Annotated in this window: 22 protein-coding genes; 13 read left to right on the plus strand and 9 right to left on the minus strand. The window is 55.2% G+C overall.

Going from position 1 to position 22,021, the window contains the following annotated elements; genetic code table 11:
* Positions 1-18: 18 nt before the first annotated feature.
* Positions 19-723 (plus strand): LuxR C-terminal-related transcriptional regulator, encoded by a 705-nt coding sequence (locus AB3G35_RS20160; protein WP_369781989.1) that lies wholly within the window; start codon positions 19-21, stop codon positions 721-723.
* A gap of 72 nt (positions 724-795) precedes the next feature.
* On the opposite strand, the gene AB3G35_RS20165 is transcribed toward AB3G35_RS20160, so the two are convergent.
* Entirely contained in the window at positions 796-1,518 is a 723-nt protein-coding gene (locus AB3G35_RS20165) for a polyphenol oxidase family protein (protein WP_106117302.1), read from the minus strand.
* Positions 1,519-1,780: 262 nt separating this feature from the next.
* Between AB3G35_RS20165 and AB3G35_RS20170 the strand changes: the two genes are divergently transcribed.
* The 4 genes from AB3G35_RS20170 to AB3G35_RS20185 are packed head-to-tail and all read left to right on the plus strand — an operon-like array spanning position 1,781 to position 5,256.
* Positions 1,781-2,485, plus strand: a complete 705-nt coding sequence (locus tag AB3G35_RS20170; RefSeq protein ID WP_340078837.1) for an alpha/beta hydrolase — start codon at positions 1,781-1,783, stop codon at positions 2,483-2,485.
* Positions 2,486-2,505: 20 nt separating this feature from the next.
* Positions 2,506-3,225 carry a bifunctional 2-polyprenyl-6-hydroxyphenol methylase/3-demethylubiquinol 3-O-methyltransferase UbiG gene (locus tag AB3G35_RS20175; RefSeq protein WP_106117304.1) on the plus strand — a complete coding sequence of 240 codons (720 nt, stop codon included), beginning with the start codon at positions 2,506-2,508 and terminating at the stop codon, positions 3,223-3,225.
* Positions 3,226-3,228: 3 nt separating this feature from the next.
* Positions 3,229-4,023 carry a hypothetical protein gene (locus AB3G35_RS20180; protein WP_106117305.1) on the plus strand — a complete coding sequence of 265 codons (795 nt, stop codon included), beginning with the start codon at positions 3,229-3,231 and terminating at the stop codon, positions 4,021-4,023.
* A gap of 21 nt (positions 4,024-4,044) precedes the next feature.
* Positions 4,045-5,256 (plus strand): MFS transporter, encoded by a 1,212-nt coding sequence (locus AB3G35_RS20185; RefSeq protein ID WP_369781990.1) that lies wholly within the window; start codon positions 4,045-4,047, stop codon positions 5,254-5,256.
* A 167-nt stretch (positions 5,257-5,423) separates the two neighbouring features.
* Here the strand turns inward: AB3G35_RS20185 and AB3G35_RS20190 are convergent, their stop codons facing one another.
* Positions 5,424-6,953, minus strand: coding sequence for a hypothetical protein (locus tag AB3G35_RS20190; RefSeq protein ID WP_095019242.1), 1,530 nt, complete (start codon positions 6,951-6,953; stop codon positions 5,424-5,426).
* Positions 6,954-7,430: 477 nt separating this feature from the next.
* On the opposite strand from AB3G35_RS20190, the gene AB3G35_RS20195 reads away from it, so the two are divergent.
* The 4 genes from AB3G35_RS20195 (at position 7,431) to codA (ending at position 12,732) form a co-directional block, all read left to right on the plus strand.
* On the plus strand, positions 7,431-8,660 hold the full coding sequence (locus AB3G35_RS20195) for a hypothetical protein (protein ID WP_369781991.1): 1,230 nt from the start codon (positions 7,431-7,433) through the stop codon (positions 8,658-8,660).
* A 354-nt stretch (positions 8,661-9,014) separates the two neighbouring features.
* Complete coding sequence (codB, locus tag AB3G35_RS20200; protein WP_369781992.1) at positions 9,015-10,280, plus strand: cytosine permease; 1,266 nt, start codon at positions 9,015-9,017, stop codon at positions 10,278-10,280.
* Positions 10,277-11,500 (plus strand): PucR family transcriptional regulator, encoded by a 1,224-nt coding sequence (locus AB3G35_RS20205; protein ID WP_369781994.1) that lies wholly within the window; start codon positions 10,277-10,279, stop codon positions 11,498-11,500. The genes codB and AB3G35_RS20205 overlap by 4 nt, the downstream gene beginning before the upstream one ends.
* Entirely contained in the window at positions 11,497-12,732 is a 1,236-nt protein-coding gene (codA, locus tag AB3G35_RS20210) for a cytosine deaminase (protein WP_369781996.1), read from the plus strand. Before AB3G35_RS20205 ends, codA begins: the two co-directional genes overlap by 4 nt.
* A 156-nt stretch (positions 12,733-12,888) precedes the next feature.
* On the opposite strand, the gene flgE is transcribed toward codA, so the two are convergent.
* The 6 genes from flgE to AB3G35_RS20240 all read right to left on the minus strand — a co-directional run bounded on the left by flgE (position 12,889) and on the right by AB3G35_RS20240 (position 17,933).
* Complete coding sequence (gene flgE / locus AB3G35_RS20215) at positions 12,889-14,208, minus strand: flagellar hook protein FlgE (RefSeq protein WP_088377908.1); 1,320 nt, start codon at positions 14,206-14,208, stop codon at positions 12,889-12,891.
* 20 nt (positions 14,209-14,228) lie between these two features.
* Complete coding sequence (flgD, locus tag AB3G35_RS20220; RefSeq protein WP_016782177.1) at positions 14,229-14,954, minus strand: flagellar hook assembly protein FlgD; 726 nt, start codon at positions 14,952-14,954, stop codon at positions 14,229-14,231.
* Between the two features lie 15 nt (positions 14,955-14,969).
* The gene (gene flgC, locus AB3G35_RS20225; protein ID WP_016782176.1) at positions 14,970-15,413 is read right to left on the minus strand and encodes a flagellar basal body rod protein FlgC; all 444 of its coding nucleotides are present in this window, start codon (positions 15,411-15,413) and stop codon (positions 14,970-14,972) included.
* 3 nt (positions 15,414-15,416) lie between these two features.
* A complete protein-coding gene (flgB, locus tag AB3G35_RS20230; protein ID WP_016782175.1) occupies positions 15,417-15,824 on the minus strand; it encodes a flagellar basal body rod protein FlgB in 408 nt (135 codons plus the stop codon).
* Positions 15,825-16,128: 304 nt separating this feature from the next.
* Positions 16,129-16,956: a protein-glutamate O-methyltransferase CheR gene (cheR, locus tag AB3G35_RS20235; RefSeq protein ID WP_029611565.1), complete on the minus strand. Its 828-nt coding sequence runs from the start codon at positions 16,954-16,956 to the stop codon at positions 16,129-16,131.
* Between the two features lie 44 nt (positions 16,957-17,000).
* Positions 17,001-17,933: a chemotaxis protein CheV gene (locus AB3G35_RS20240; protein ID WP_016782173.1), complete on the minus strand. Its 933-nt coding sequence runs from the start codon at positions 17,931-17,933 to the stop codon at positions 17,001-17,003.
* A gap of 76 nt (positions 17,934-18,009) precedes the next feature.
* On the opposite strand from AB3G35_RS20240, the gene flgA reads away from it, so the two are divergent.
* The 4 genes from flgA (at position 18,010) to AB3G35_RS20260 (ending at position 20,594) form a co-directional block, all read left to right on the plus strand.
* Entirely contained in the window at positions 18,010-18,765 is a 756-nt protein-coding gene (gene flgA, locus AB3G35_RS20245) for a flagellar basal body P-ring formation chaperone FlgA (RefSeq protein ID WP_016782172.1), read from the plus strand.
* Between the two features lie 151 nt (positions 18,766-18,916).
* Positions 18,917-19,240: a flagellar biosynthesis anti-sigma factor FlgM gene (gene flgM / locus AB3G35_RS20250; RefSeq protein ID WP_016782171.1), complete on the plus strand. Its 324-nt coding sequence runs from the start codon at positions 18,917-18,919 to the stop codon at positions 19,238-19,240.
* 49 nt (positions 19,241-19,289) lie between these two features.
* Positions 19,290-19,757 (plus strand): flagella synthesis protein FlgN, encoded by a 468-nt coding sequence (locus tag AB3G35_RS20255; protein ID WP_016782170.1) that lies wholly within the window; start codon positions 19,290-19,292, stop codon positions 19,755-19,757.
* 96 nt (positions 19,758-19,853) lie between these two features.
* Entirely contained in the window at positions 19,854-20,594 is a 741-nt protein-coding gene (locus AB3G35_RS20260; RefSeq protein ID WP_088377909.1) for a flagellar brake protein, read from the plus strand.
* Positions 20,595-20,694: 100 nt separating this feature from the next.
* Here AB3G35_RS20260 and AB3G35_RS20265 read toward each other — a convergent pair whose 3' ends face one another.
* Positions 20,695-22,020: an MFS transporter gene (locus AB3G35_RS20265; RefSeq protein ID WP_095040003.1), complete on the minus strand. Its 1,326-nt coding sequence runs from the start codon at positions 22,018-22,020 to the stop codon at positions 20,695-20,697.
* Between the last annotated feature and the right edge of the window lies 1 nt (position 22,021).

Here is a 22,021-nt window from a genome sequence, read left to right on the forward strand (position 1 = left end):
AGCGCTAAGGGGATCGCCATGAACAATAAAGTGCAACTCAAGTCACTAACAAGCTACCTGAGCAAAACATTTTCTGCGTGCAAAACGCTCGATGATTTATGGACTGCCTGCATCAGCACAACAAAACAAGTTAACTTCGAACACTTTTCCTTCCGCATTCAATACCCAACACCTTTTACAAACCCAAAAAACCACACCTATGGAAATTACCCATTCAACCCAGACCCGCTACTTAGCACAAAGCGTGCAAACATCACATCAGGTTTCTTTAGAGTTTGCACAGAACACTTAGACACATTAAGTCATCTCGAGACACACAAAACCGCCCCCTTATTCAACTTGGATGACAACATTTATTACATAACGCAATCAATACCAAAGCAGGATGGCGTGTTCGAGCACTTACTACTGGCACGAGCCCATCAAAAAATCGAATATAGAGAGATGAAAACACTGCACTTTGTGATCGAAAAAATGACAGCGGAAATTCATAACTGGATGAGTAAAATAAATAGCCCTGCTTCTTTGGCTGTAACACTGTCGACACGAGAGAAAGAGATTTTACGTTGGGGCGCAGACGGGAAAACGTCTGAAGAAATCGCAATAATACTTGGGCTCTCGCAAGACACCATAAACTTTCACTACAAAACAATACAAAATAAAATAGGCACTACCAATAGAGCACAAGCCATTGCCTATGCAATTATCAAAGACTATATATAACATATTAAATAATGCCAATTGGAATACGCCCACAAGGCAAAGCAACTACAATATTTGGACCCTCTATTGACTTCAGCATTCTCGCAGGTGTATCCATGAGTACTGAAAAGCCTTCGACTCACTTTGATGCTTTCGCCTCCTGTAACTACCCCATTCATCCCCACTACAATAAGTGCATATCCCCGCCACCTCAACTTGCATACGGCCCACCCCCAAATCCTCTAGCAAATAAAGGCCATAAAGAGTGAGATCAACCCACGCTTCGTTATGACTGACAGGTGCACGACGGAGAGTAACGCCAAACTCTGATTCTGTACGAGCTGTAGACCATGGCGCCTGGCGCCCCCGCCAAAGATGTCCATGCGCCTGTTCTATTGTATCAACAAGCTCCTTTCCAACCTCATAGCAACATGAATGTATGGCAGGACCTATTGCAACTTGCAAATGTTCTAACGAGATATTTTCTCGTATGAACGCAAGAAAGGAATTTTCGATTATACCTGCCGCTAATCCTTGCCAGCCGCCATGAATGGCAGCAACGAACTTATCTTTTTTTGAACCTACAAGAATAGGTAGACAGTCTGCTGTCACGATTCCTATGGGACGGGTTGTACGTGTGAAAATCGCGTCCCCAGCGATGGCACCAGACTCATCTGCATCGCCCACTTGAATGACGTTGGCACCATGCTTCTGAGCACAACAAAATAGATTTGTGGGTTTATGGAAATTGCTGGCCGAGCCGAATGCGTGTTCCAGCCCGGGTAGAGCATTCAAATTATCAGCAAAAAAAGACATTTGAACCTCACTTAAAAGTAATAGCACACACCTTTATGGCAACACAGGTTCTATGTATTCAATAGTAGGTACATGGCTCGCTACCTAGACAAAGCAAAGTTAACATTTTGATTTAGTTGAGATTTCAACCTAAAGCACACCCCGAGCCACTCTCAACTACCAAATCTTGTAGATGTAAATCTATCAGCCAACGTCTATAAAAACAAATATCGCCCCTACAAATCTCTACCGGGCCAATACTCGACGATGATTAGGATAGGATATGACACGGCTAATCGAAGACTTTATGGTGCGCTGCGGAACGGCACACTTACGAGGACAACGCTGGCACTGCAACTCCCCCAAGAGAACAGTCTTGCTTATACACGGTGCTGGCACATCCAGCAGCAAAGGTTTTCACAGTCTTCAAACATACTTAAACTCTCATAGCGTCGAAACGATTGCATTTGATTTTCTTGGGCATGGGCACACCGGCGGAAACTTGCAACATTCCAGCTTGGAAAGAAGAACCGAGCAAGCATTAGCTGTGATCCACAAACTCGACCTACAGGAAGGTCTTAATATAATGGGCTTCAGCATGGGGGCGCATAATGCACTCCATATAGCCTCACAGATCTCGGTTGCTCGCCTAGGGCTGGCGATACCCGCGATTTATTCAGAAAAGGCTGAAACCTTAAAATTTGGCCCCTCATTTTCATCCTGCATACGCCAATACCGAAGCTGGGAACACAGCAAATGCTTTTCCATCATCCAACACTTCAAGGGGAAACTGCTTATTATTTCTGCAGAAAAAGACATGATCATTCCCGCTGAAATCCCTTGCAAACTGATTGAATACGCACAAAATTGCCTCGCTGCTGAGCACCATTGTATTCGTCAAGCTGGCCACGATCTAGAAACACACTTCAGTAAATACCCACACAGTAGACATCTGGCTTTGAACAGCATTTTAAGATGGATTACATAAGACGTTGACTGGAATTCATAATGAAAAATACGTTTGATTATCTTTATATTTATTTTTCAGAAAATTATCTTACCCATGAGAGGACGAAGAAAGAATGCACTCTTATTGAACAACTTTGCAGCCTTGAAAAAGGCGACCATGTACTGGATATCGGCTGCGGCCATGGTCGAATTTCCAATGAGCTTGCTCACAGGGGCTATCGTGTAACGGGCATTGACTGGAGCCAGAACGCACTTGACTTGGCTATCCTTAACGCTCGTAAAAGCAACCTTGATATTTGCTACAAAAACAAAAACTTCCTTGACACGCTCTGGAGGGAAAAATTCGACTGTGCGCTTAGTTGGTACACATCTTTTGGATACTCTAATGACGAAATTTGCAAATTGCAATTAAGCAAAATTTACGATTCATTGAAGAAAGGAGGCCGTTTTTTGATTGATCATATTAATCGTGATCGCTGCCTTAAATACCTTCCCGCCTCAAGTGTTCTAGAAAGAGAAGGGAACTTTATGATCGACCACTTCGACTACAACCCTGTTCAAGGAACACTTCATGTTAGACGCCAATTTATTAAAGATGGAGAACTGAGTGAAACACCTTACAATATCCGACTATTGACATTCACAGAAATCAAGGAGTGGATGCTACGCGCAGGATTTAAAAATATAGAGGGCCATAATAATAAGGGACAACCTTTTAGCGTTGACAGCGAAAGAATGATCCTAACAGGCGTGAAATAACTTATGAGAATTATATTTTCGGAGTCAAACCCTGACTACAAAAACTATACATTTCCTTACGCTGTTTGGGCCATACCTGAATCACAGGAAGAAATCGTTGAACTCTATGATCGCGGCTTTTTACCTTCACGCAAACCGAGATTCTATTTAACCCGAAGCACAAGAATTACCCTGAAAAGATTTGAACTTACCTATAGAGTTCGACGAACGCTCAAAGCCTGTCAAGATATAGAAATGACGCTTATTAATATCAGCGATTTCGTTATCGACAAGAGCATCCGTGAATTATGCCTACAGTGTGCGGAACAGCGATTTGGGGAAGGAGTGATGAATGAACAGCGACTTAACCGAATCATCAATCCGGAAAATGCGACGCACATCATGCACTTCACCAGGAAAGAGAAAACTGTCGGCCTAGTAACAATTAACACAGCCCCTAAAATAGCACACTATAACTTTGCCTTCTATGACATTACCGAACCAAAAAAATCGCTAGGCACTTTCATGTTGACAGCAACAATTAATTACTTTCACAACCGTGACTGCAACTACCTTTACATGGGCACATGTTACGGGAAAAAATTCTTGTATAAAGCACACTTCGAAGGGTTCGAGTTTTTTAACGGCGCTCAATGGTCATCTGACATGAACGAACTGAGCTTTTTGATGGAGCGCCCTCACCAACCGAATCACTTATTTGAGTCATCTGATTATCTGAATACATTCCATCCAATAACGCTGGATATTGATGTACACGAGACAGGCTTCCGTTACATTACTCAGGCGCAGAGCGCCTGACGGTTAAAGGCGCACTGAGTAATGAGCCAAATATCAGCCCCCGCATATGCCACTGTTATTTTTTTCTCGAGAGCTGGCACCGGTATATTTTTTTTTATAAATACTTGGGTTGTGATTGACTTAACAGGGTACGCCACAAGTGCGGCAATAAGCTTGTTGATTGCAACACTGCCCAGCCTATTTCTTTCGATGATAATCGGAAGTATGGCTGACAAATATCCAGCTATAAAGCTTGTGTTATTCTCTGAATGCACGCGCTGCCTGACACTACTGGTATATGCATCGTTATTCGTCATGGATCGAGCATCCCCTGCATTCGCTTACTCCATCAGCTTCTTAATGTCCATTTGCGCAGAAATACAACTATTGTCTTGGCGTGTCATTTTGGCAACGTTCGCAACTCATGAAAAAAACTTCAAACTCAATGCACTTTCTGTTACCAGTGGGCAGGCAGGTGTCATAATTGGAGCAACAGGCTCCGGCATGTTATTCGTAGCTCTTGGGCCGACCTTTACTATCGCTATCGCCAGTACTATTTTCTGGGTATCCAGCTGCTGCATTGCTTATATGGCAAAGGCGCTTCACTCGCCGTGTGCGAGTGCGATCACCAAGATAAGCACGCCAAACCATTTGGTCGCTCACCTGAGATCCATACTTGAAGGTTTTCAATATATCACCCAGCAACCCCGCCTCATCGGATACTACCTGCTGATATTGCTAAACACGAACATACTATATATGTCAAATGCATTACTTGCCCCCTTCGTAAAAGGACCTCTCAATCTGAATGCAAATGCATATGGACAGATTGACGCCGCCTATTCTATTGGAGCAATCATTGGCGGACTGATTATAGTAAAACTCACCCAACGACTCGGCACTTTGAAAATCACCCTATTGGGCCTGACCACCCTAGCGTTATCACTATTCATCTTCGCTCAATCTGAAGCTTTCCTTCTGGCCTTTTTTTCATATATTGGAATTGGCCTGGGATGCCAAACATCCATTGTAAGTCTCAGCCATGCACGAAGAATTACTGATCCGACACTACACGGGAGAGCCTACGCAACCTTAAACACTTTAACCGGATTTTTCGGCGTACTTGTTTTTATATTAAGCACACAGTTCACTTCACATGAAGAGCTACGAAACATGTTCGAATACCAAGCTATTGCAGTGACGACTGTTCTATTAATTATCGGTGCTAGCAAAAAAATTAAAGACTCTCTATAAACCGGATACCACACATGAGTCCAAAAGCACGCGCCGGATTGCGAAGCTTGCCAATAAGCTGAGCTGGCAGGCGGGTCAAACCGCCTGACCCAAAACCCCCGTTAAACCCTGGCAACAGGTGGGTTTGACGGGGGTTTTGTTTTTTGGAGGGGTGGGGAGTTACGCGGTCATTTGCGCCAATCGGCTATCTGCTGCGCAGTGGCGTAGAAATCAACGCCAGCACCCAAGGCTTGCTGCCCATCCGGCTGATTGTGACGTAACCCCTCAAGCACTTGAGCATGACTGCGACGGAATTGCCCAAGCTGTTTTGCACCTTGCGGGCTGGCCGTTTGCGCTGCTGTCTCGATGCGTTGATACAAGTCCATCTGATTGGTAGCCGCCAGGTTGGTGGGGACATAGGGGCGATTAGCCGCAACGGCCTCTGCAATCGGGAATGTTTCGGCAAAGGTATGGTAGCCGCCAAAGTTCATGAAGGCGGCAATACCCAGCCCGGCCGCCAGCACCATGTGTTCATTGCCATAGATTCTATCCGGGTTCAACGTGTTGAGCGCCAGCAGCACGTCACAGGTACTGCCGGATTGCGCCCCCGCAGATGGCAGACCCTTGAGGTTGGACTCCATTGCGAATGTGCCAAAGGGCTGCCAGCGATTGATACCCACGCCATGCAGCATTGAAAAATGCTCCAGCATGCCGGTCAGGCCTTGCTGGGAATAGGCTGGCGGCACGTTCTCCATTTCAGCCTCTGACATGGTGAAAGGCCGGGTCAGGTCTGCAATCGGCGCACCTTGACGGGGAATTGCATTGAGATTCTGATTGCGATCACCCAGCGCTTTGCGCAAGGCGGCCTGCTCAGTGCTGTGCGGGTCGACCGTGTTCTGTACCACCAGCCCAAACCCCATCTTGAGCTTGGCCGCATCTTCATAAACTCCCTTCACCGGCCGCAACTCCCCGCCGACTTCCACCATAGGCATCCGTTCACTGCGGGCACGACTGAGCGGATTGTCAAAGGCCGGCGTACGCGTCTTGCTTGAAAACTCCTTGAAACGATCAGCGAACTGATCTGCCTGCGCATCAAGACCAGCCTCACGCAGCAAGGCCACGCAAGCCGCGGTATTGGCTTGTTTGTGCTGCGCATAGAGCCCGGGTTGACTCTCGTCTTCTACGGGGGCCATCAACTGGCACATCGTGCTGCCAAAAGCGCTCGACGCACGGATTTTAGTCAGCAGGTCAACATGGTTTTGCTTGTCGAACCCTTCTGTACATCCGGCCAGAGGAGTCTGCAGCGTGTTGATCAACCACGGTTGCAGCGCCTGCCCGGGTTTCATCTGCCGACCAATCTGGTCGGACTGTGCTGCCAAAGGCTCGATGGTGGCCTGCAGAACATCGCGCAACGGCTGCTCCCGTCCCTTGTAATGGACGGCAAGCCCACCCGCCACGCTTTGCTCGCTCAACCCCTGACGCAACACCGTTGCCAGTTGTGCGGCGTGCTGGTCGAACACTTCACCTATCCTGCCTGGCTGGTTCAACAAGGCCATGCTGGCGCCCGCTTCAAAAAACTTGCTGTTGGTGATCATCTGTCTTTGTACATCCGTCAGGGCAACACCATGGGGACTGCTTTGAGCAACGGCATCTGGCTTACCTTGACTGTCGATGCCATATACCGCATCGAGCGATGTACCTGACCTGGAAATAAACATGATGCTCACCTCATTAATAGTGCACTTGGATAGATGGGGCATGGAGAAGGCACGCACAGGCTCGCAAACCAGTAGCAAACCTGGCGACGCAACAGGCCATTGGGCCGCAAACTTTGCCCTTGAACTAAAAACAAAACAAATATCAAAGTGTAAGAAAATAACAAGGAAAGACGAACAGCCCTCTTAATTATTAGCGTACTGAACCGAATACATACTCACATCCAATAAACACTTTCACGGCAATAAAGACATGATGCCTTATCAATAACACTTGCGATCTTTGTACCTGTTAACCCCCGGTAACAGTTCGCTTGCACGTTGTGGAACCCGCCCTGCAGCCCGGGCCACAGACTGCGAGACATGTAATGGACTGCACGGTCGCCGATACCCTCCCTGCTCCCGGAGTGTGTTGCTTGACCGTTCACATGTTGTTTCCCACGAAGGATGACCACCATTCGATCGAACGAACGAAAACACATGAAAGATCTCAGCTCGATTTCCCCCTTCAGGTTTACCCCCACGGACAGCGTTGCCCGGGGGACTTCACACATCAGCGCCGGCGCCATTCCCGCCGCCCCACCTTGCTGTACACCCAAAGAAATATACGATCGTGTCCACCAGGAAATATCCCGGCGCTATCTGTCATTCGATCAAGGTAAGGAAATGGGATTTGCCGGCAAGGCCGGAGTAACCGGTGATATCGACTTCATTACCAAAAAAGATTTGATTGGCATACTGCGACACTTGAAAGAGGATGAAAGCGCACTGCAGGAGAGCAAAAAAGACTCTGCTCGGACTCAACTTTTCGACAAGATTTATTTGATGTCCGGGGACAAGGAGACAGGCAGAAACTGGAATTTAAGACTCCACAATTACAGTGTGCGCGGCACAGGGCTTGGAGGCGAAGACATCCCCCACCGTCATCGCTGGACGCTGGCCAGCAATGTGCTTACTGGTGGTTACAACAACGTCAATTACGAAGAACGCAGTGTCTCGCAGCCCCATGACCCCAAAGACAAATTCAACAAATACGTGCTTGGCGCATCGAGTGCGCAAACAACCCAGGGCGCCAGGGGGGCAACGCTTGTAAACGAAGCCGTGATGGTTCCCTTCAAAAATGAAATTTATGCCAAGGGTGACATCAAGCATTTCCCGATTGCCCTGCCGCACAGTGTTGATACAGCCCCTGCCTATATGGGGACTACATTGACCCTGGCCCACACGGGCGTGCCGACGACAGATACGTCCATTGCTTATTACAAAGAAGCGTTCACCAGCTTGCCTTCACTGCACTTTGAAAGTGTCGAGGCCTTCAAGGCGTCCATTGACCTGCGCATCGCGCAACTTCAGGTGCTGGACTTGCAGGACAACCTGAGTACGTTCCTCAACGCCAGGCAACAGAACATCCAGCCGTTAACCCCCGACGAAACCCGGCACCTGAGGGATACCCACGAGTACAACTATGTAGAAACATCGTTGCTGCCGGCCCTGGCCATTTACAACATGGAAAAAATCAATGGCATCGAGCACCGGGAGTTCTCGGCCGACACGGCGAAATTTCTCGATAGCCAACTTTCACAGATCAATCAACGTGTACTTAACACCCTGATCGAAGGTAACCAGACGGACCTGATGGACCAGCGCCTTTCCCTGGTACTGGAGCCCGGCGCTTTCGCCCAGGCCATGGCTGAAAGACAGGGGCAATAAACCTCGATTCGCGGATCCGCAGCGATAGCATTGCGTTCTAACTGTTGGGCACTGTGGGAGCGGGCTTGCCCGCGATTGTCCTGTTACACCGCAGCGATCCCGTCGCGAGCAAGCCCGCTCCCACAGAACCTGTAACCATCACCCCGAAACAGTGCGCCCGCGCCACAAAATGAATCACTCTGCACATTCTTCCGCCTGATATTCGCTCGCCAATAGGCACTCTGCACACCCGCCCATATGCCGTGTGCCCGCTTTTCTCCGGTTTACCCGCCCTGACAAAACAGGCCCGCTTATTGCTCTGGCTCCTGTGTGCTACCGATATCGGCGCACCCATTCGAGGCGGAGACCTGCACCATGAGTTCACCCGGCGATTTTCCTTTGAGCGAAGCCCCGCGTTCAGCGCGCAAGGGGCTGTTGTCGATTTCAATGGTGCTGTTCAGTTTCACTTTTTTCACCGGCACCATGTTTGCCGGCGGCAAGTTGGGCATGGCCTTCAACTTTGTCGACATGCTGTGGATTGCAGCCATCGGCAATACCCTGCTGGCACTGTATGCCGCCGCACTGGCCCTGATCGCCTCGCGCAGCGGCCTGAACACGGTGCTGATGGGACGCTTTTGCTTTGGTGAGGCCGGCAGCCGTCTCTCGGACTTACTGCTCGGTTTTGCCGAGCTTGGCTGGTACGCCTGGGGCACGGCAACCGTGGCCATCGTGCTGGTGAAAATGCTCGGCCTGGCCGAGGGTTTTACCCTGCCCTTGATGGTGTTTTTCGGCATGGGCTTCAGCATCACGGCGATCATCGGTTACAAGGGCCTGGATGTGCTGTCGCGGGTGTCGGTGCCGCTGATGTTTGTCCTGCTGATTGTGTCCATGTATATCGCCACGCAGCATGTCGGCGGGTTTTCCGGGCTGGCAGCCGTGATCCCCCACGACACCATGAGCGTCTCGGCGGCCATCACCATGGTCTTCGGCACTTTTGCCAGCGGTGCCACCCAGGCCACCAACTGGACGCGCCTTTCGCGCAGCGGGCGTATTGCCGTCACCGCCAGCGTGGTCAGTTTCCTGCTGGGCAATGGCCTGATGATCGTCGCCGGGGCCTGGTGCGCCATGGTCTATCAGCAGGCCGATATCGTTGAAGTGATGATGCTCCAGGGCCTGTCGTTCGCCGCCGTGATCATGCTGTGCCTGAACTTGTGGACGATCCAGGGCCCGACCATCTACAACGTGGCCGCCGCCACCTGCCATCTGGTGCGCAGCGAGCGCCGACGGACCATGACCCTGCTCGCCGCTGCCGTGGGTGTGGTGCTGGCCATCGGCGGCATGTATGAGATGCTGATCCCGTTTCTGGTGTTGCTGGGTTCGATCATCCCGCCCATTGGCGGTGTGATCATGGCCGACTTCTGGTTCCGCCATCGCGGCAAGTACCCGGCGCTGGCCAGTGCCCGGCTGCCACGCTACAACCTGGCGGGGCTGACGGCCTATGCTGTGGGCGCGCTGCTGGCATTTCTGTCGCCGTGGATCGCGCCGCTGGTGGGGATTGGCGCATCGGCCCTGTGCTACCTCGTATTGCTTAAATTCAGCCGTCAACCGGCGGTGCTGCCTGCCGTCCAGGAGCCCCTTTGAGCCTCACGGTGGAAGAAATCCTCGCCCTGCCAGGGCTTGCAGACATGGCCCTGCGCGCTGGCGCGCGCAACCGCCATCGCACTGTGCGCTGGTCATATGTGGCCGAGAACCAAGGCATCGCCGGATGGGTGATGGGCGGTGAGCTGGTGTTTGTCACCGGTATCAACCATCCCCGCGATGAAGCCAACTTGTTGCAACTGGTCGAGGAAGGCAGCGAATGCGCGATTGCCGGGCTGGTGATCCTCACCGGCGAGGCGTTTATCCAGCGTATTCCCGCATCGGTAACGGCCCTGGCCGAAGCCCGTGGCCTGCCCTTGATCGAACAGCCTTACCTGCTGAAGATGGTCGTGGTCACGCACCTGATCGGCACGGCGCTGGTGCAAATGGCGCAAACCAAACGCTCGCGCCAGGACATCCTGACCCAATTGCTCAGCGGCGATTACCCCAGCCTGACCACCGCCCGGCAGCGCGCGGCACATCTGCAGTTGCCGCTGGACAGCCCGCGGCGCCTGGTTGCGCTGCGCCTGTCGGCAGTCAGCGGGTTGTTCGACAACCATGCCCCGCAGGAAGCCGAACGCCTGTTGCAGCACACCCGCCAGGCGCTACAGGAACACCTCGCGGCCTGGAGCCATGCCCGGCCCGCCGCACTGCCGGTGGTCGTCCAGGGCGATCTGTTTATCCTGCTGCTGGCCGAACAGGACAGCCTGCGTGCAGAACTGGCGTGCCTGTACCAGGATCTGCATGCCATCATCGGTGACCTCGCGTTGTTTATGGGGTTGGCAAGCAAGGTCGAGGATTGTGGGCACTATCACCGCGCCCTGAACGAAGCACGGCAGGCGCTGGAGGTGGCAGAAAACCTGCGCCCGGCCACCGGTCTGTGCGACTTCAGTGAGCTGGGTGTGTTGCGCCTGCTCCAGGCCGTGGGCGAACGCTCGGTGATCGACAGCTTTGTGCAGCAGACCCTCGGCCCCCTGATTGAACCCAACCGCAAACAGCCACACCACCTGATTGATACCCTGGATGCCCTGCTCCAGGAAAACGGCAACGCACTCAAGGCCGCACAACGCCTTAACATCCATCGCAATACCGTCAATCAACGCCTGCAACGCATCGAGCAACACAGCGGCCAGTCGCTCGATGACCCCCTCTTCAGAATGAATGCTTCGGTGGCGCTGCTGGTATGGCGCATGTCCGAAACCCAACGACAGGAACGACCATGAAGATCATCAATGCCACGCTGCGAAAAACCCCCGGCCTGCACACGATCACCTGTGAGGGCGAGCAGATCGCTGCCATCACCCTGCAAGCAGGCAGCGTGCCGGCGCAGGCAGGCGAGATCGACGCCCGGGGCCAGTTGCTGATCGCGCCTTTTGTGGAGCCGCATATCCATCTGGACGCGGCCCTCACCGCGGGCCAGCCCGAATGGAACCTGAGCGGCACCCTGTTCGAGGGCATCGAGCGCTGGGCCCAGCGCAAGGCCACCATCACCCATGAGGACACCAAGCAGCGTGCCCACGCCACTATCCGCATGCTCGCCGAACACGGCATCCAGCATGTGCGCACCCATGTCGATGTCACCGACCCGACTCTGGCCGCACTCAAGGCCATGCTCGAAGTGCGTGAGGAAGCCCGCCATCTGATCAATCTGCAAATCGTCGCCTTCCCCCAGGAAGGCATCGAGTCCTATGCTGGTGGTCGCGAACTGATGACCCGCGCCGTGGAGCTGGGCGCCGATGTGGTGGGCGGCATCCCGCACTTTGAAAACACCCGCGAACAAGGCGTCAGTTCGATCAAGTTTTTGATGGACCTGGCCGAACGTACCGGCTGCCTGGTGGATGTGCATTGCGATGAAACCGACGACCCCCATTCGCGTTTTCTTGAAGTGCTGGCCGAAGAAGCCCGGGTACGCGGCATGGGCAGCCGGGTGACCGCCAGCCACACCACGGCGATGGGCTCCTATGACAATGCCTATTGCTCGAAGCTGTTCCGGTTGCTCAAAGCATCAAAGATCAACTTTGTCTCGTGCCCCACTGAAAGCATCCACTTGCAGGGTCGTTTTGATACCTTCCCGAAACGCCGTGGCGTGACCCGGGTGGCCGAAATCGACCGTGCCGGGATGAACGTGTGCTTCGGTCAGGATTCAATCAAGGACCCGTGGTACCCACTGGGTAACGGCAATATCCTGCGGGTACTGGATGCCGGCCTGCATATCTGCCACATGATGGGTTTTGAGGACCTGGCGCGCAGCCTCGATCTGGTGACGGACAACAGTGCGCGGACGCTGAATCTGGGCGAGGGTTATGGCATTGAAGTGGGTCGCCCGGCGAACCTGGTGGTGCTGGATGCCGAGAGCGATTACGAAGCGGTACGTCGCCAGGCCAAGGCGCGGGTATCGATCCGCGCCGGCAAGGTTTTGCTGACGCGGGTGCCGGAACAGGTGGAGTTCAGCTGAGACCCGTGACGAACATGGTGGGAGCGGGCTTGCTCGCGATGGCATCGACGCGGTTGAACTGAAACACCGCAGCGTCTGCATCGCAGGCAAGCCAGCTCCCACAGGTTATGTATTGCTCACCCACCCGATGCCCGCCGGATCATGGTCGCAGCGCTATCACGTCATCTGAATGATGGTCTGCATGATGGTGCTTTGGGTCGAGATGGTCTTGGCGTTGGCCTGGTAGTTGCTCTGGGCCTTGATCAGGTCCACCAGCTCGTTGGTCAGGTTGACGTTGGAGTCTTCCAGCGAGTTGGACTGAATCGCCCCCAGGCTGCCGATCTTCGGTGCGTCGTAACCCGCTACGCCCGAGGCGTAGGTCTCTTTCCAGGCCGTACCGCCCACTGGTTGCAGACCTTGCTCGTTGGTAAAGCTGGCCAGGGAAATCTGGCCAATCGCCCGGCTCTGATTGTTGCTGAAGTTGGCAAACATCACGCCCGAGCCGTCAATGGTCAGGTTGTTGATCTGGCCAGTAGCGTAGCCGTCCTGGGTCGGCGGGTTGCGCGAAGAGTCGGTGTTGTACTGGGTGGTTTTGGCCATATTGATGACGATGCCACCTGGCTTGGCCTCGGCGCCGTTGGTGTCCCACTTGCCGTTGATCATGGCACCCGGCTTCCAGCCGCTGACGACCAGGGTGTTTTCCAGTTGATCTTTAACCGGATCGGGCTGCGTGACACCGGTCAGCCCGCCGGCCGAGTCAAACGTCATGGTTGAAGGCACTGGCGCTACTGCGCCATCACCCGACACTGGCGTGCCATCGGGGTTGCGGCCGTCGATCAGGGTGTAGGTGCTCCAGGTGTTGCCACCGGTCTTGACCATGTACTGGTCCATCGGGTGGGCATTGCCCTGGGTGTCATACACCATGGTGCTGAATTTTTTGGTGTAGCTGGTGGATTCGTTCGGATCGAACGGGATCTTGCTCTGATCGATCGCATCGGAGCTGGAGTTCAGGTTGATCTCTGAGGTTACCGAGCCGGTTGCCTTGGGCGCCAGGTTCGAGGTGTCGATGCGCAGGTCGGTCAGCACACCGTTGACGATGTTGCCGTTGGCATCCACGCCATAGCCCTGCAAGCGCGCAGTGCCGTCGGAGCTGGTCACGAAGCCGTCCTTGTCGGCCTTGAACGTACCGGCGCGGGTGTAGCTCAGGGCGCCGTTGTCGCTGAGCACGAAAAAGCCGCTGCCCTGAATGCCCATGTCCAGCAGGTTGCCGGTGTTGTTGACCGCACCTTGACCAAAGTTTTGCGAAACCGCTGCCAGGTTTACGCCACTGCCGATGGTCTTGCTGCCGGTACCCAGCTTGCTCGCCGAGTAGATGTCGGCGAATTCTGCACGCGAGGCCTTGAAGCCGGTGGTTGCTGCGTTGGCGATGTTGTTGCCGGTCACGTCCAGCTGCTTGTTCGCCGCATAGAGACCGCTAAGGCCGATATTGAAAGACATGTTTTTCTCCTTGAGGCGGCTTAGAGGCCTATGGTCTGGACTTTGGACATGCCAATGCTGCCCAGGCCTGCGAGGTTGAGCATGATTTCACCGCCGGTCTTGCTCAGCGTCACGCTGTTGACCGTGGCAGGCAGGTAGGTGGTGAGCGCCGTGGTGCCGGTGTCGGTTTTGCTCGATGCGGTGAAGGTGTAGGAACCCTTGTCCAGCAGTACGCCGTCGTCGTCCTTGCCGTCCCAGGTAAAGTCCGCGTTGCCGGCTTTCTGGCTGCCCATTTCGATGGTGCGGACCACTTCGCCATCCGCATCGGTAATGGTGATGGTGGGCTTGGAGTCTGCGTCCTTGACCACGACGGTGCCGTTGAAGGGCTTTTCACTGGCGGGGTCGACATAGGCTTCACCGGTTTGCACGATGACCGAACGCCCCACCAGCGACGAGGCCTGCAAGGCCTGGGAAGATTGCAAACCGCCCGACAGGGAGTTGACCGTATCGTTGAGCGTGGTAATGCCTTCCAGGCTGCTGAACTGCGCCAGTTGCGCGACGAACGCGGTGTTGTCCTGGGGGTCCAGCGGGTTCTGGTTTTTCAGTTGGGTAACCAGCAGTTGCAGGAACGCATCCTTGCCCAGCGCTGTGTTGCCGGTAACGCCCTTGGTGGCTGCAGCCACACTGGTGTCGGTGGTCTTGGCCTGGGCAGAGTTGGCGAGCACCTGATTAAGGGTCAAGCCGCTGGTGGAATCGGTCACACTCATTTGCGTCGCCCCTTATCACTGACCGAGGGTCAGGACCTTCTGCATCATGGTTTTGGCGGTATTCATCAGCTCGGCGTTGGTCTGGAACGAACGACTGGCGGAAATCATGTCGGCCATTTCTTCAACCACGTTGACGTTGGGGTAATACACGTAGCCCTTGGCGTCGGCAGAAGGATGATTAGGTTCATAGCGGGCCTGCAACTCGCTCTGGTCTTCAACCACGCCCAACACCTGCACGCCTTGCCCGGCGGCGTCCTGGTTCTGGAACAACGAGTCGCCGCTGCTGCCTTGCGCGCCTTGAAACATGGTGGCAAACACCGGGTGGCGGGCGCGGTAGGTCTGGTCGATGCTCGACGATACGGTGTCGGCGTTGGCGATGTTGCTGGCCACGGTGTTAAGGCGCGTGGTCTGAGCACTCATGCCGCTGCCGGCAATGTTGAACACACTGGATAGAGACATGGGTTACTCCCCGCGCAAGGCCGACATCAGCCCTTTGAATTTGCTGTTAAGCAGGGTAAAGCTGGCCTGGAAGTTGACCGCATTCTCTGCATAGTTCGACTGCTCAAGCTGAGCGTCCACGGTGTTCTGGTCGATCGATGGCTGCATCGGCGTGCGGTACAGCAGTGACTCGTCGCCACTGCTCAGGCCCTGGGCTTCGATATGGCGGGTGTTGGTCTTGTTCAAGGCAAACGTGCCGTTCTGGTTTTTGTCGTTCTGGGCGGCGAGCACAGAGGCAAAGTCCAGATCCCGAGCCTTGTAGTTCGGGGTGTCGGCGTTGGCGATGTTGTTGGCCAGGACTTCGGCGCGCTGGGCGCGAAAGCCCAGGGCCTGCTCATGGATACCAAGCGCTTTATCGAAGCTGATGCTCATGTCGAAAAACCTTTGTGGGCTGACCTGAGAATGTGATTCAGGTTTTACATGACAGGGATAGAGCAAACCCCGTGCCAGTTTTTACAGCCCCGTAACACAAGGGTTTTGCGGGAGGTGGGAGGCGGCAACGGCAGAAAAGCGGCAACGCTTGACCGCCGGGTGCCGTTTTTCTGCCGCTTTGCAGTGACGACACATACGACATGGCACATGTGGGAGCGGGCTTGCTCGCGATGGCATCAATGCGGTTTTCTGACAAACCGCAGCGTTTACATCGCAGGCAAGCCAGCTCCCACAGGGAGGGAGGCTATTTGGCCTGGTAAATAATCCCCGGGCTGCATTGCACCATCTGGTAGTGGTCCGGCAACCCGTTCAGCGCTTCAGAGGCGCCCAGGAACAAATACCCGCCCGGCTTCAAGGTGCTGTGAATGCGCAGCAGGATGTCTTTTTTCACGTCGGCCGAGAAGTAGATCAACACGTTGCGGCAGAACACGATGTCGAACTTGCCGAAGCTGGCGTAGCTGTCCAGCAAGTTGAACGGGCGAAACTCCACGCGGTTCTTGATCGGTGCCTTGATCACCCAGCGCCCCGGCCCCTTGGGGTCGAAATAACGCTGCAGACGTTCCGGCGACAGGCCCCGGCCAATCGCCAGGTTGTCGTACTCGCCGGTACGGCAGGTGTTGAGCATCTGCGCGGACAGGTCGGTGGCAAAAATCTGCACCCCGGCCTTCAACTGCCCCAGGTTGCTGCGCTCGAACTCGTCGATCGCCATCGACAGCGAGTACGGTTCCTGCCCCGAGGAGCAGGCCGCCGACCAGATGCGCAAACGCTGCCCCGGGTTCGCCTTGATCTGCTCGGGCAGCACCTTGTTCTTCAACACTTCGAAGGGGTAGGTGTCGCGAAACCACAGGGTTTCGTTGGTGGTCATGGCATCGACCACCTGCTCGCGCAGCCCGCTGCGCGGCTGGCTCTGGATCCGCTGGATCAGCTCGCCCAACGACTTGATGCCTTGTTGCTCCATCAGCTTGTTCAGCCGGCTGGAGACCAGGTACTGCTTGTTTTCACCCAGCAAAATGCCACAGGCTTTTTCCAGAAATACCCGGAATTGTTCAAAATCCAAATTAGCCGTCGACAAATGTCCTGCCTCTTAAATCGTGTTGACCGCCAAGGGCTGCGCCCTTAGCTGAAGTCTGCTGCTTTGATCCGGTCAACCACCCGGGATGCCAGGTCGTCAGGCCTGAATTTGGCCAAAAAGTCATCGGCACCGACCTTTTTGACCATCGCCTGGTTAAAAACCCCGGACAACGAAGTATGCAGAATGATATGCAGCTTTTGCATCCGCGGGTCGTTGCGAATTTCTGCCGTCAGGGTGTATCCGTCCATTTCCGGCATCTCGATATCCGAGATCATCATCAGAAACTCTTCGGCCGGGTCCTTGCCCTCTGCCACCAGCTTGCGCAGGTAGTCCAGCGCCTGACGCCCGTCGTTCAACGACACCACTTCCACGCCCACCGTTTGCAGGCAGCGGGCAACCTGCTTGCGCGCCACCGACGAATCGTCGACGGTCAGCACCCGCAATGACAGCGCCTTGCTTTGGGTTTCGACATCCACCACGCCCTGGGTGATGGTTTCCGGGGAGGGCGAAACCTCCGCCAGCACCTTTTCCACATCGATGATTTCGACCAATTGGTCGTCCATGCGGGTCACGGCCGTCAGGTAATGATCGTGGCCGGTGCCCTTGGGTGGCGGATGAATATCTTCCCAGTTCATGTTGACGATACGTTCGACCGAACGCACCAGGAAGCCCTGGGTCTTGGTGTTGTACTCGGTGATGATCACAAACGGGTTGCTTTGATCTTTCAAGGCACCCGCGCCGGTGGCCATCGCCAGGTCGAGAATCGGAATGGTCGCGCCGCGAATGCTCGCCACACCGCACACCACAGGGTGGGACTTGGGGATCAAGGTCAGCTTGGGGCATTGCAGCACCTCGCGGACCTTGAACACATTGATCCCGTAAAGCTGTGGCCCATCCAGACGAAACAGCAACAGCTCCAGGCGGTTTTGCCCCACCAGTTGAGTGCGCTGGTTAACCGCATCCATCACTCCGGCCATACTCAGCTCCTCTTAAAAACTTCAAGTTTCAGCCCGCAGGTTGCATAAACGGCACGGGGCTTGCTTTTTAACGACCATGAACGCCAAAACGACAAATTCCTGCCACCGACTGTTCCCGCTGACCCTGCGCCTGCTGGCGGCGGGCACTTTGCTTGCACTCAGCACTTATAGCAGGGCTGACGCGTTTACATCGCCTGAACAGCTTATCGGCGTGACCCAGGGCTTTCTTGAATTCACGGTTGAAGACTACCTGGCCACCAGCCAGACCGAGGGGCGTTATCAGATCCAGGTCAACAACCTCGACCCGCGCCTGCGCCTGGCCCGGTGCGACAAGGAATTGACAGCCTCTCTCGAAAGCCCGGCACAACCCATGGGCCGCGTGATCGTGCGCGTACGCTGCGAAGGGCTGTCGCCGTGGACCATCTTCGTGCCGGCCCAGGTCAAGTTGTTCCGCGATGTGGTCACCGTCAACCACCCGCTCAAGCGCGGCATGGTTATCGACTACCCCGACGTCACCCTGCGCGAGCGCGATGTCAGCCTGATCAACCAGGGCTACCTGACGGCCACCGAGCTGGCCGTGGGGCAAAAACTGCTGCGCCCGATGGTCACCGACCAGGTGCTGACCCTCACCCATCTGGAGCAGGCTGCCGCCGTGCGCAAGGGCGATCATGTGGTGATCAGCGCCCGCAGCGGCACATTAAGTGTCAAGATGCCCGGCGAAGCCCTGTCAGACGGTGGCCTTAGCGAGCAAATACGGGTAAAAAACCTGAATTCCAAGCGTGTTATCCGCGCCAGGGTGACGGCACCCGGGCAAGTAGAAGTGGCATTGTAGGAAAGTTGGCATCAGTCTCGCGACTTTCCTACACTGTGGTTTGACGCAGATCAGTACAGTTCTGTGTGAAGCTATGATTAATCGAGCCTAAAGTTTTTCCGGGTATGGCCGAAAACATGGCAAGCGTCCAAATACCCCGAGGTTTAACGTTATGGTCATCGACTTCAGTCGTCTCAACAGCGCCCCGCCCCTGACCGGCAGTACGCGCAGCAACGCCAGCCAGGAAACCGGCAGCACGCCTGCGGCCCCGGCAAACAGCCCTGAGCAAACCAGCGCCAGCGCCCCAAGCGGGGAATCTGTTCACCTCAGCCAAGAGGCTCAACAGTTGCAGAAGATCAGCGACTCGTTGCGTGACCAACCTGTAGTCGATAAAAATCGGGTGGCAGAGCTTAAACAAGCCATCGCCGATGGCAGCTACAAAGTCGACAGCAACCAGGTCGCCAGCAAACTGCTTAACATGGAAGCCCAGCGCTAGGCCCACGGCCTGTGCCGCGCTTTTGGACGCTTAACTCCCAGAGCTCGCCATGCACGACGAAAATTTACTGCAACTGATCAACGATGACCTCGCCCCTGCCGAGCAATTGCTCGGCCTGCTGCAGGACGAATCCATCGCCCTTAAAGGCCGCGACATGCAGGTGCTGGAAAATATTCTGGCGCGCAAACAGTCGCTGATCATTTTGCTTGAACAGCATGGCCGCCGCCGCAGTGAAATTCTCGCCAGCCTTGGCCTGGCCACCAACCGCAGCGGCCTTGAAAGCCTGGCCAGCCATTCCAGCGTGGGCACCCAACTGCTCAGCCAGGGCGATGTGCTGAACCAGCTGCTGGCTCAATGCCAGGCTGCCAACCTGCTCAATGGTCAGTCGATCCAGACCCAGCAGGCGATCACCGCCAACCAGTTGCGCATTCTCCACGGCGGCGAAGCTCCGTCGCTGTATGACGCACGCGGCACCACCTCGATGCTTAACAAGCACCGCGCCTACAGCCAGGCTTGAACCCGCGTCACCACCGTATGTAGCGAGACACACAACATGATGGCAGAATGCCCATCTTTTGCGTGTCGCTGTATTTTGTCTGGAGATTGATCAAACGTGTTCGACGCCCAAGATGCTCCGCAACCGCCAAAGGTGCTCACCACGCCGTTGGAAATTGCCTCCAACTTGCGGATGCTGCAAGAGAGCCATGACCCGCTGATCATTACTTTCCAGGACCGCACCCAGCGCTTCCAGAGCTATGTGGTGGATGTCAATCGCGAGAGCAGCAGCATGGCTCTGGATGAAATGATCCCCCGTGACGGTGAGCGTTTTCTTGAAGCGGGTGTGCCGTTCAAGGTTGAAGGCTTTCATGATGGTGTGCGCATTGCCTGGGAATGCACCACGGCACTGACCATTGATGACAGCCGCGACCACCGCTGCTACCGCGGCGCACTGCCCCGCGAAGTGGTGTACCACCAGCGCCGCAATGCGTTCCGTGCGGCCCTGCGGCTGGCCAACCTGGTCAATGTGCAGGTGGCGGGTGACAAGCTCAAGGCGCCGATCAAGGGCAAGTTGCTGGATGTTTCGGCAACCGGCTGCAAATTGCGCTTTGAGGGCGATATCAGCCAGGGCATGCAACTGGGCCAGGTGTATGAGCGCTTCAGCGCCGACCTGCCGTTCGGGTTGATGTCCACGCCGGTGGAGTTGCGTTATTTGCACTTTGAAGAGCGGCTGAACATCACCTTTGCCGGGATGCGCTTTCACAATATCAGCGGCGCGGTGCAGCGTCAGGTCGAGCGCTTTGTCTATCAACTGCAGCGCGAGGCGCGCCAGTTCGATAAAGACGATGATTATTGAACCAGTGGGAGCTGGCTTGCCAGCGATGCAGACGACGCGGTCTGGCTGACAAATCGCGCTGATACCATCGCGAGCAAGCCCGCTCCCACAGGGGTATGGTCTATGTCCTGGGCTCCGGCTCCGGTGCTGGCTCCGGTTCTGGCTCAACCTCCTCCACCACCGGCTCCTGCACCATCTGATCCTGCACCACCTGCTCGTCCACCCGTGGGTCAAGCGCAGCCACCAGCGGCGAGCTGGACATGCTGTCGGGCATGGCCACGTGATGCAGCGGCGCATCGTCGACCTGGTGCAAATTGGTCACTGCATTCGGGCGAATCCGCCAGACCAGGATCAACCCCGCCACGCTGAAAAACCCATAGAGCATCTGGCTGCCGAACAGCTTCATCAGCACCCCCGCCACCAACGGCCCCACGCTAGCACCCACGCCGTAGGTCACCAGCAGCATGGCCGTCAGCGACACACGCCGCTCCGGCTCGATATGGTCGTTGGCAAAGGCCACGGCCAGCGGATAGATGCAAAATTGCAGCAAAGCCGCCAGGCAACCGGCAATAAACAGTACCTGCATGGGCACCGCCGGCAAGATCGCCAACGGCAACGCCGCCACCGCCAGCAAGCCGGCGAAGATACGGATCAGCAACGGCCGGTCATAACGGTCGGACAACCAGCCCAACGGCCACTGCACCAGCAAGCCTGCAAAAATGCAGCTACCCATGTACAAGCCGACCAGCTCGGTAGACAGCCCTTGCTGCGATGCGTAGAGCGGCGCCAGACCGTAAAACGAGCCCACCAGCAAACCCGCGCCCATCACCGCGATCAACGACTGCGGCACACGCTTGATAAAAAATTTCGGGTCCATCGGCGCGGGATGCAAAGGCGCCGGGTGAATGCGCCGGGTCATGGCTACCGGTACCAGGCACAGGGCAAAACACAAGGCCACAACCATTAGCAACTCAAGACCGAGCTGTGGGTGAACCGCCAGGATCAATTGCCCAAGCACCAGGCCCAAATAGGAGGCGATCATGTAAAGGCTGAACACCACGCCGCGCTGCCTGGCTTCGGCCTGTTCGTTAAGCCAGCTTTCGATGACCATGTACTGGCACATCATGCCCAGACCAACGATCACCCGCAGCAGCAGCCAGATCGGCAACCAGTCCGTCAGCCCGTGACACAACACCGCCGCCCCGACGATACCGGCACACGTGGCGTAGGCACGAATATGCCCGACCCTGGCAATCAGCCGGTGGCCAATCTTGCCACCCAGCACCAGGCCAAAGTAGTTGGCCGCCATCAGCGCACCGATCCACAGGCCGTCGACATTGTCGGCGGCCAGGCGCAGGGCCAGATAAGTACTCAACAGGCCGGAGCCGATCAACATCATCAGCGAGGCAAAATACAACGCTCTAAAGGACTTCCAGATCTGGTGCATT

Source organism: Pseudomonas sp. WC2401 (assembly GCF_041200115.1).
GTDB classification, from domain to species: domain Bacteria; phylum Pseudomonadota; class Gammaproteobacteria; order Pseudomonadales; family Pseudomonadaceae; genus Aquipseudomonas; species Aquipseudomonas fragi.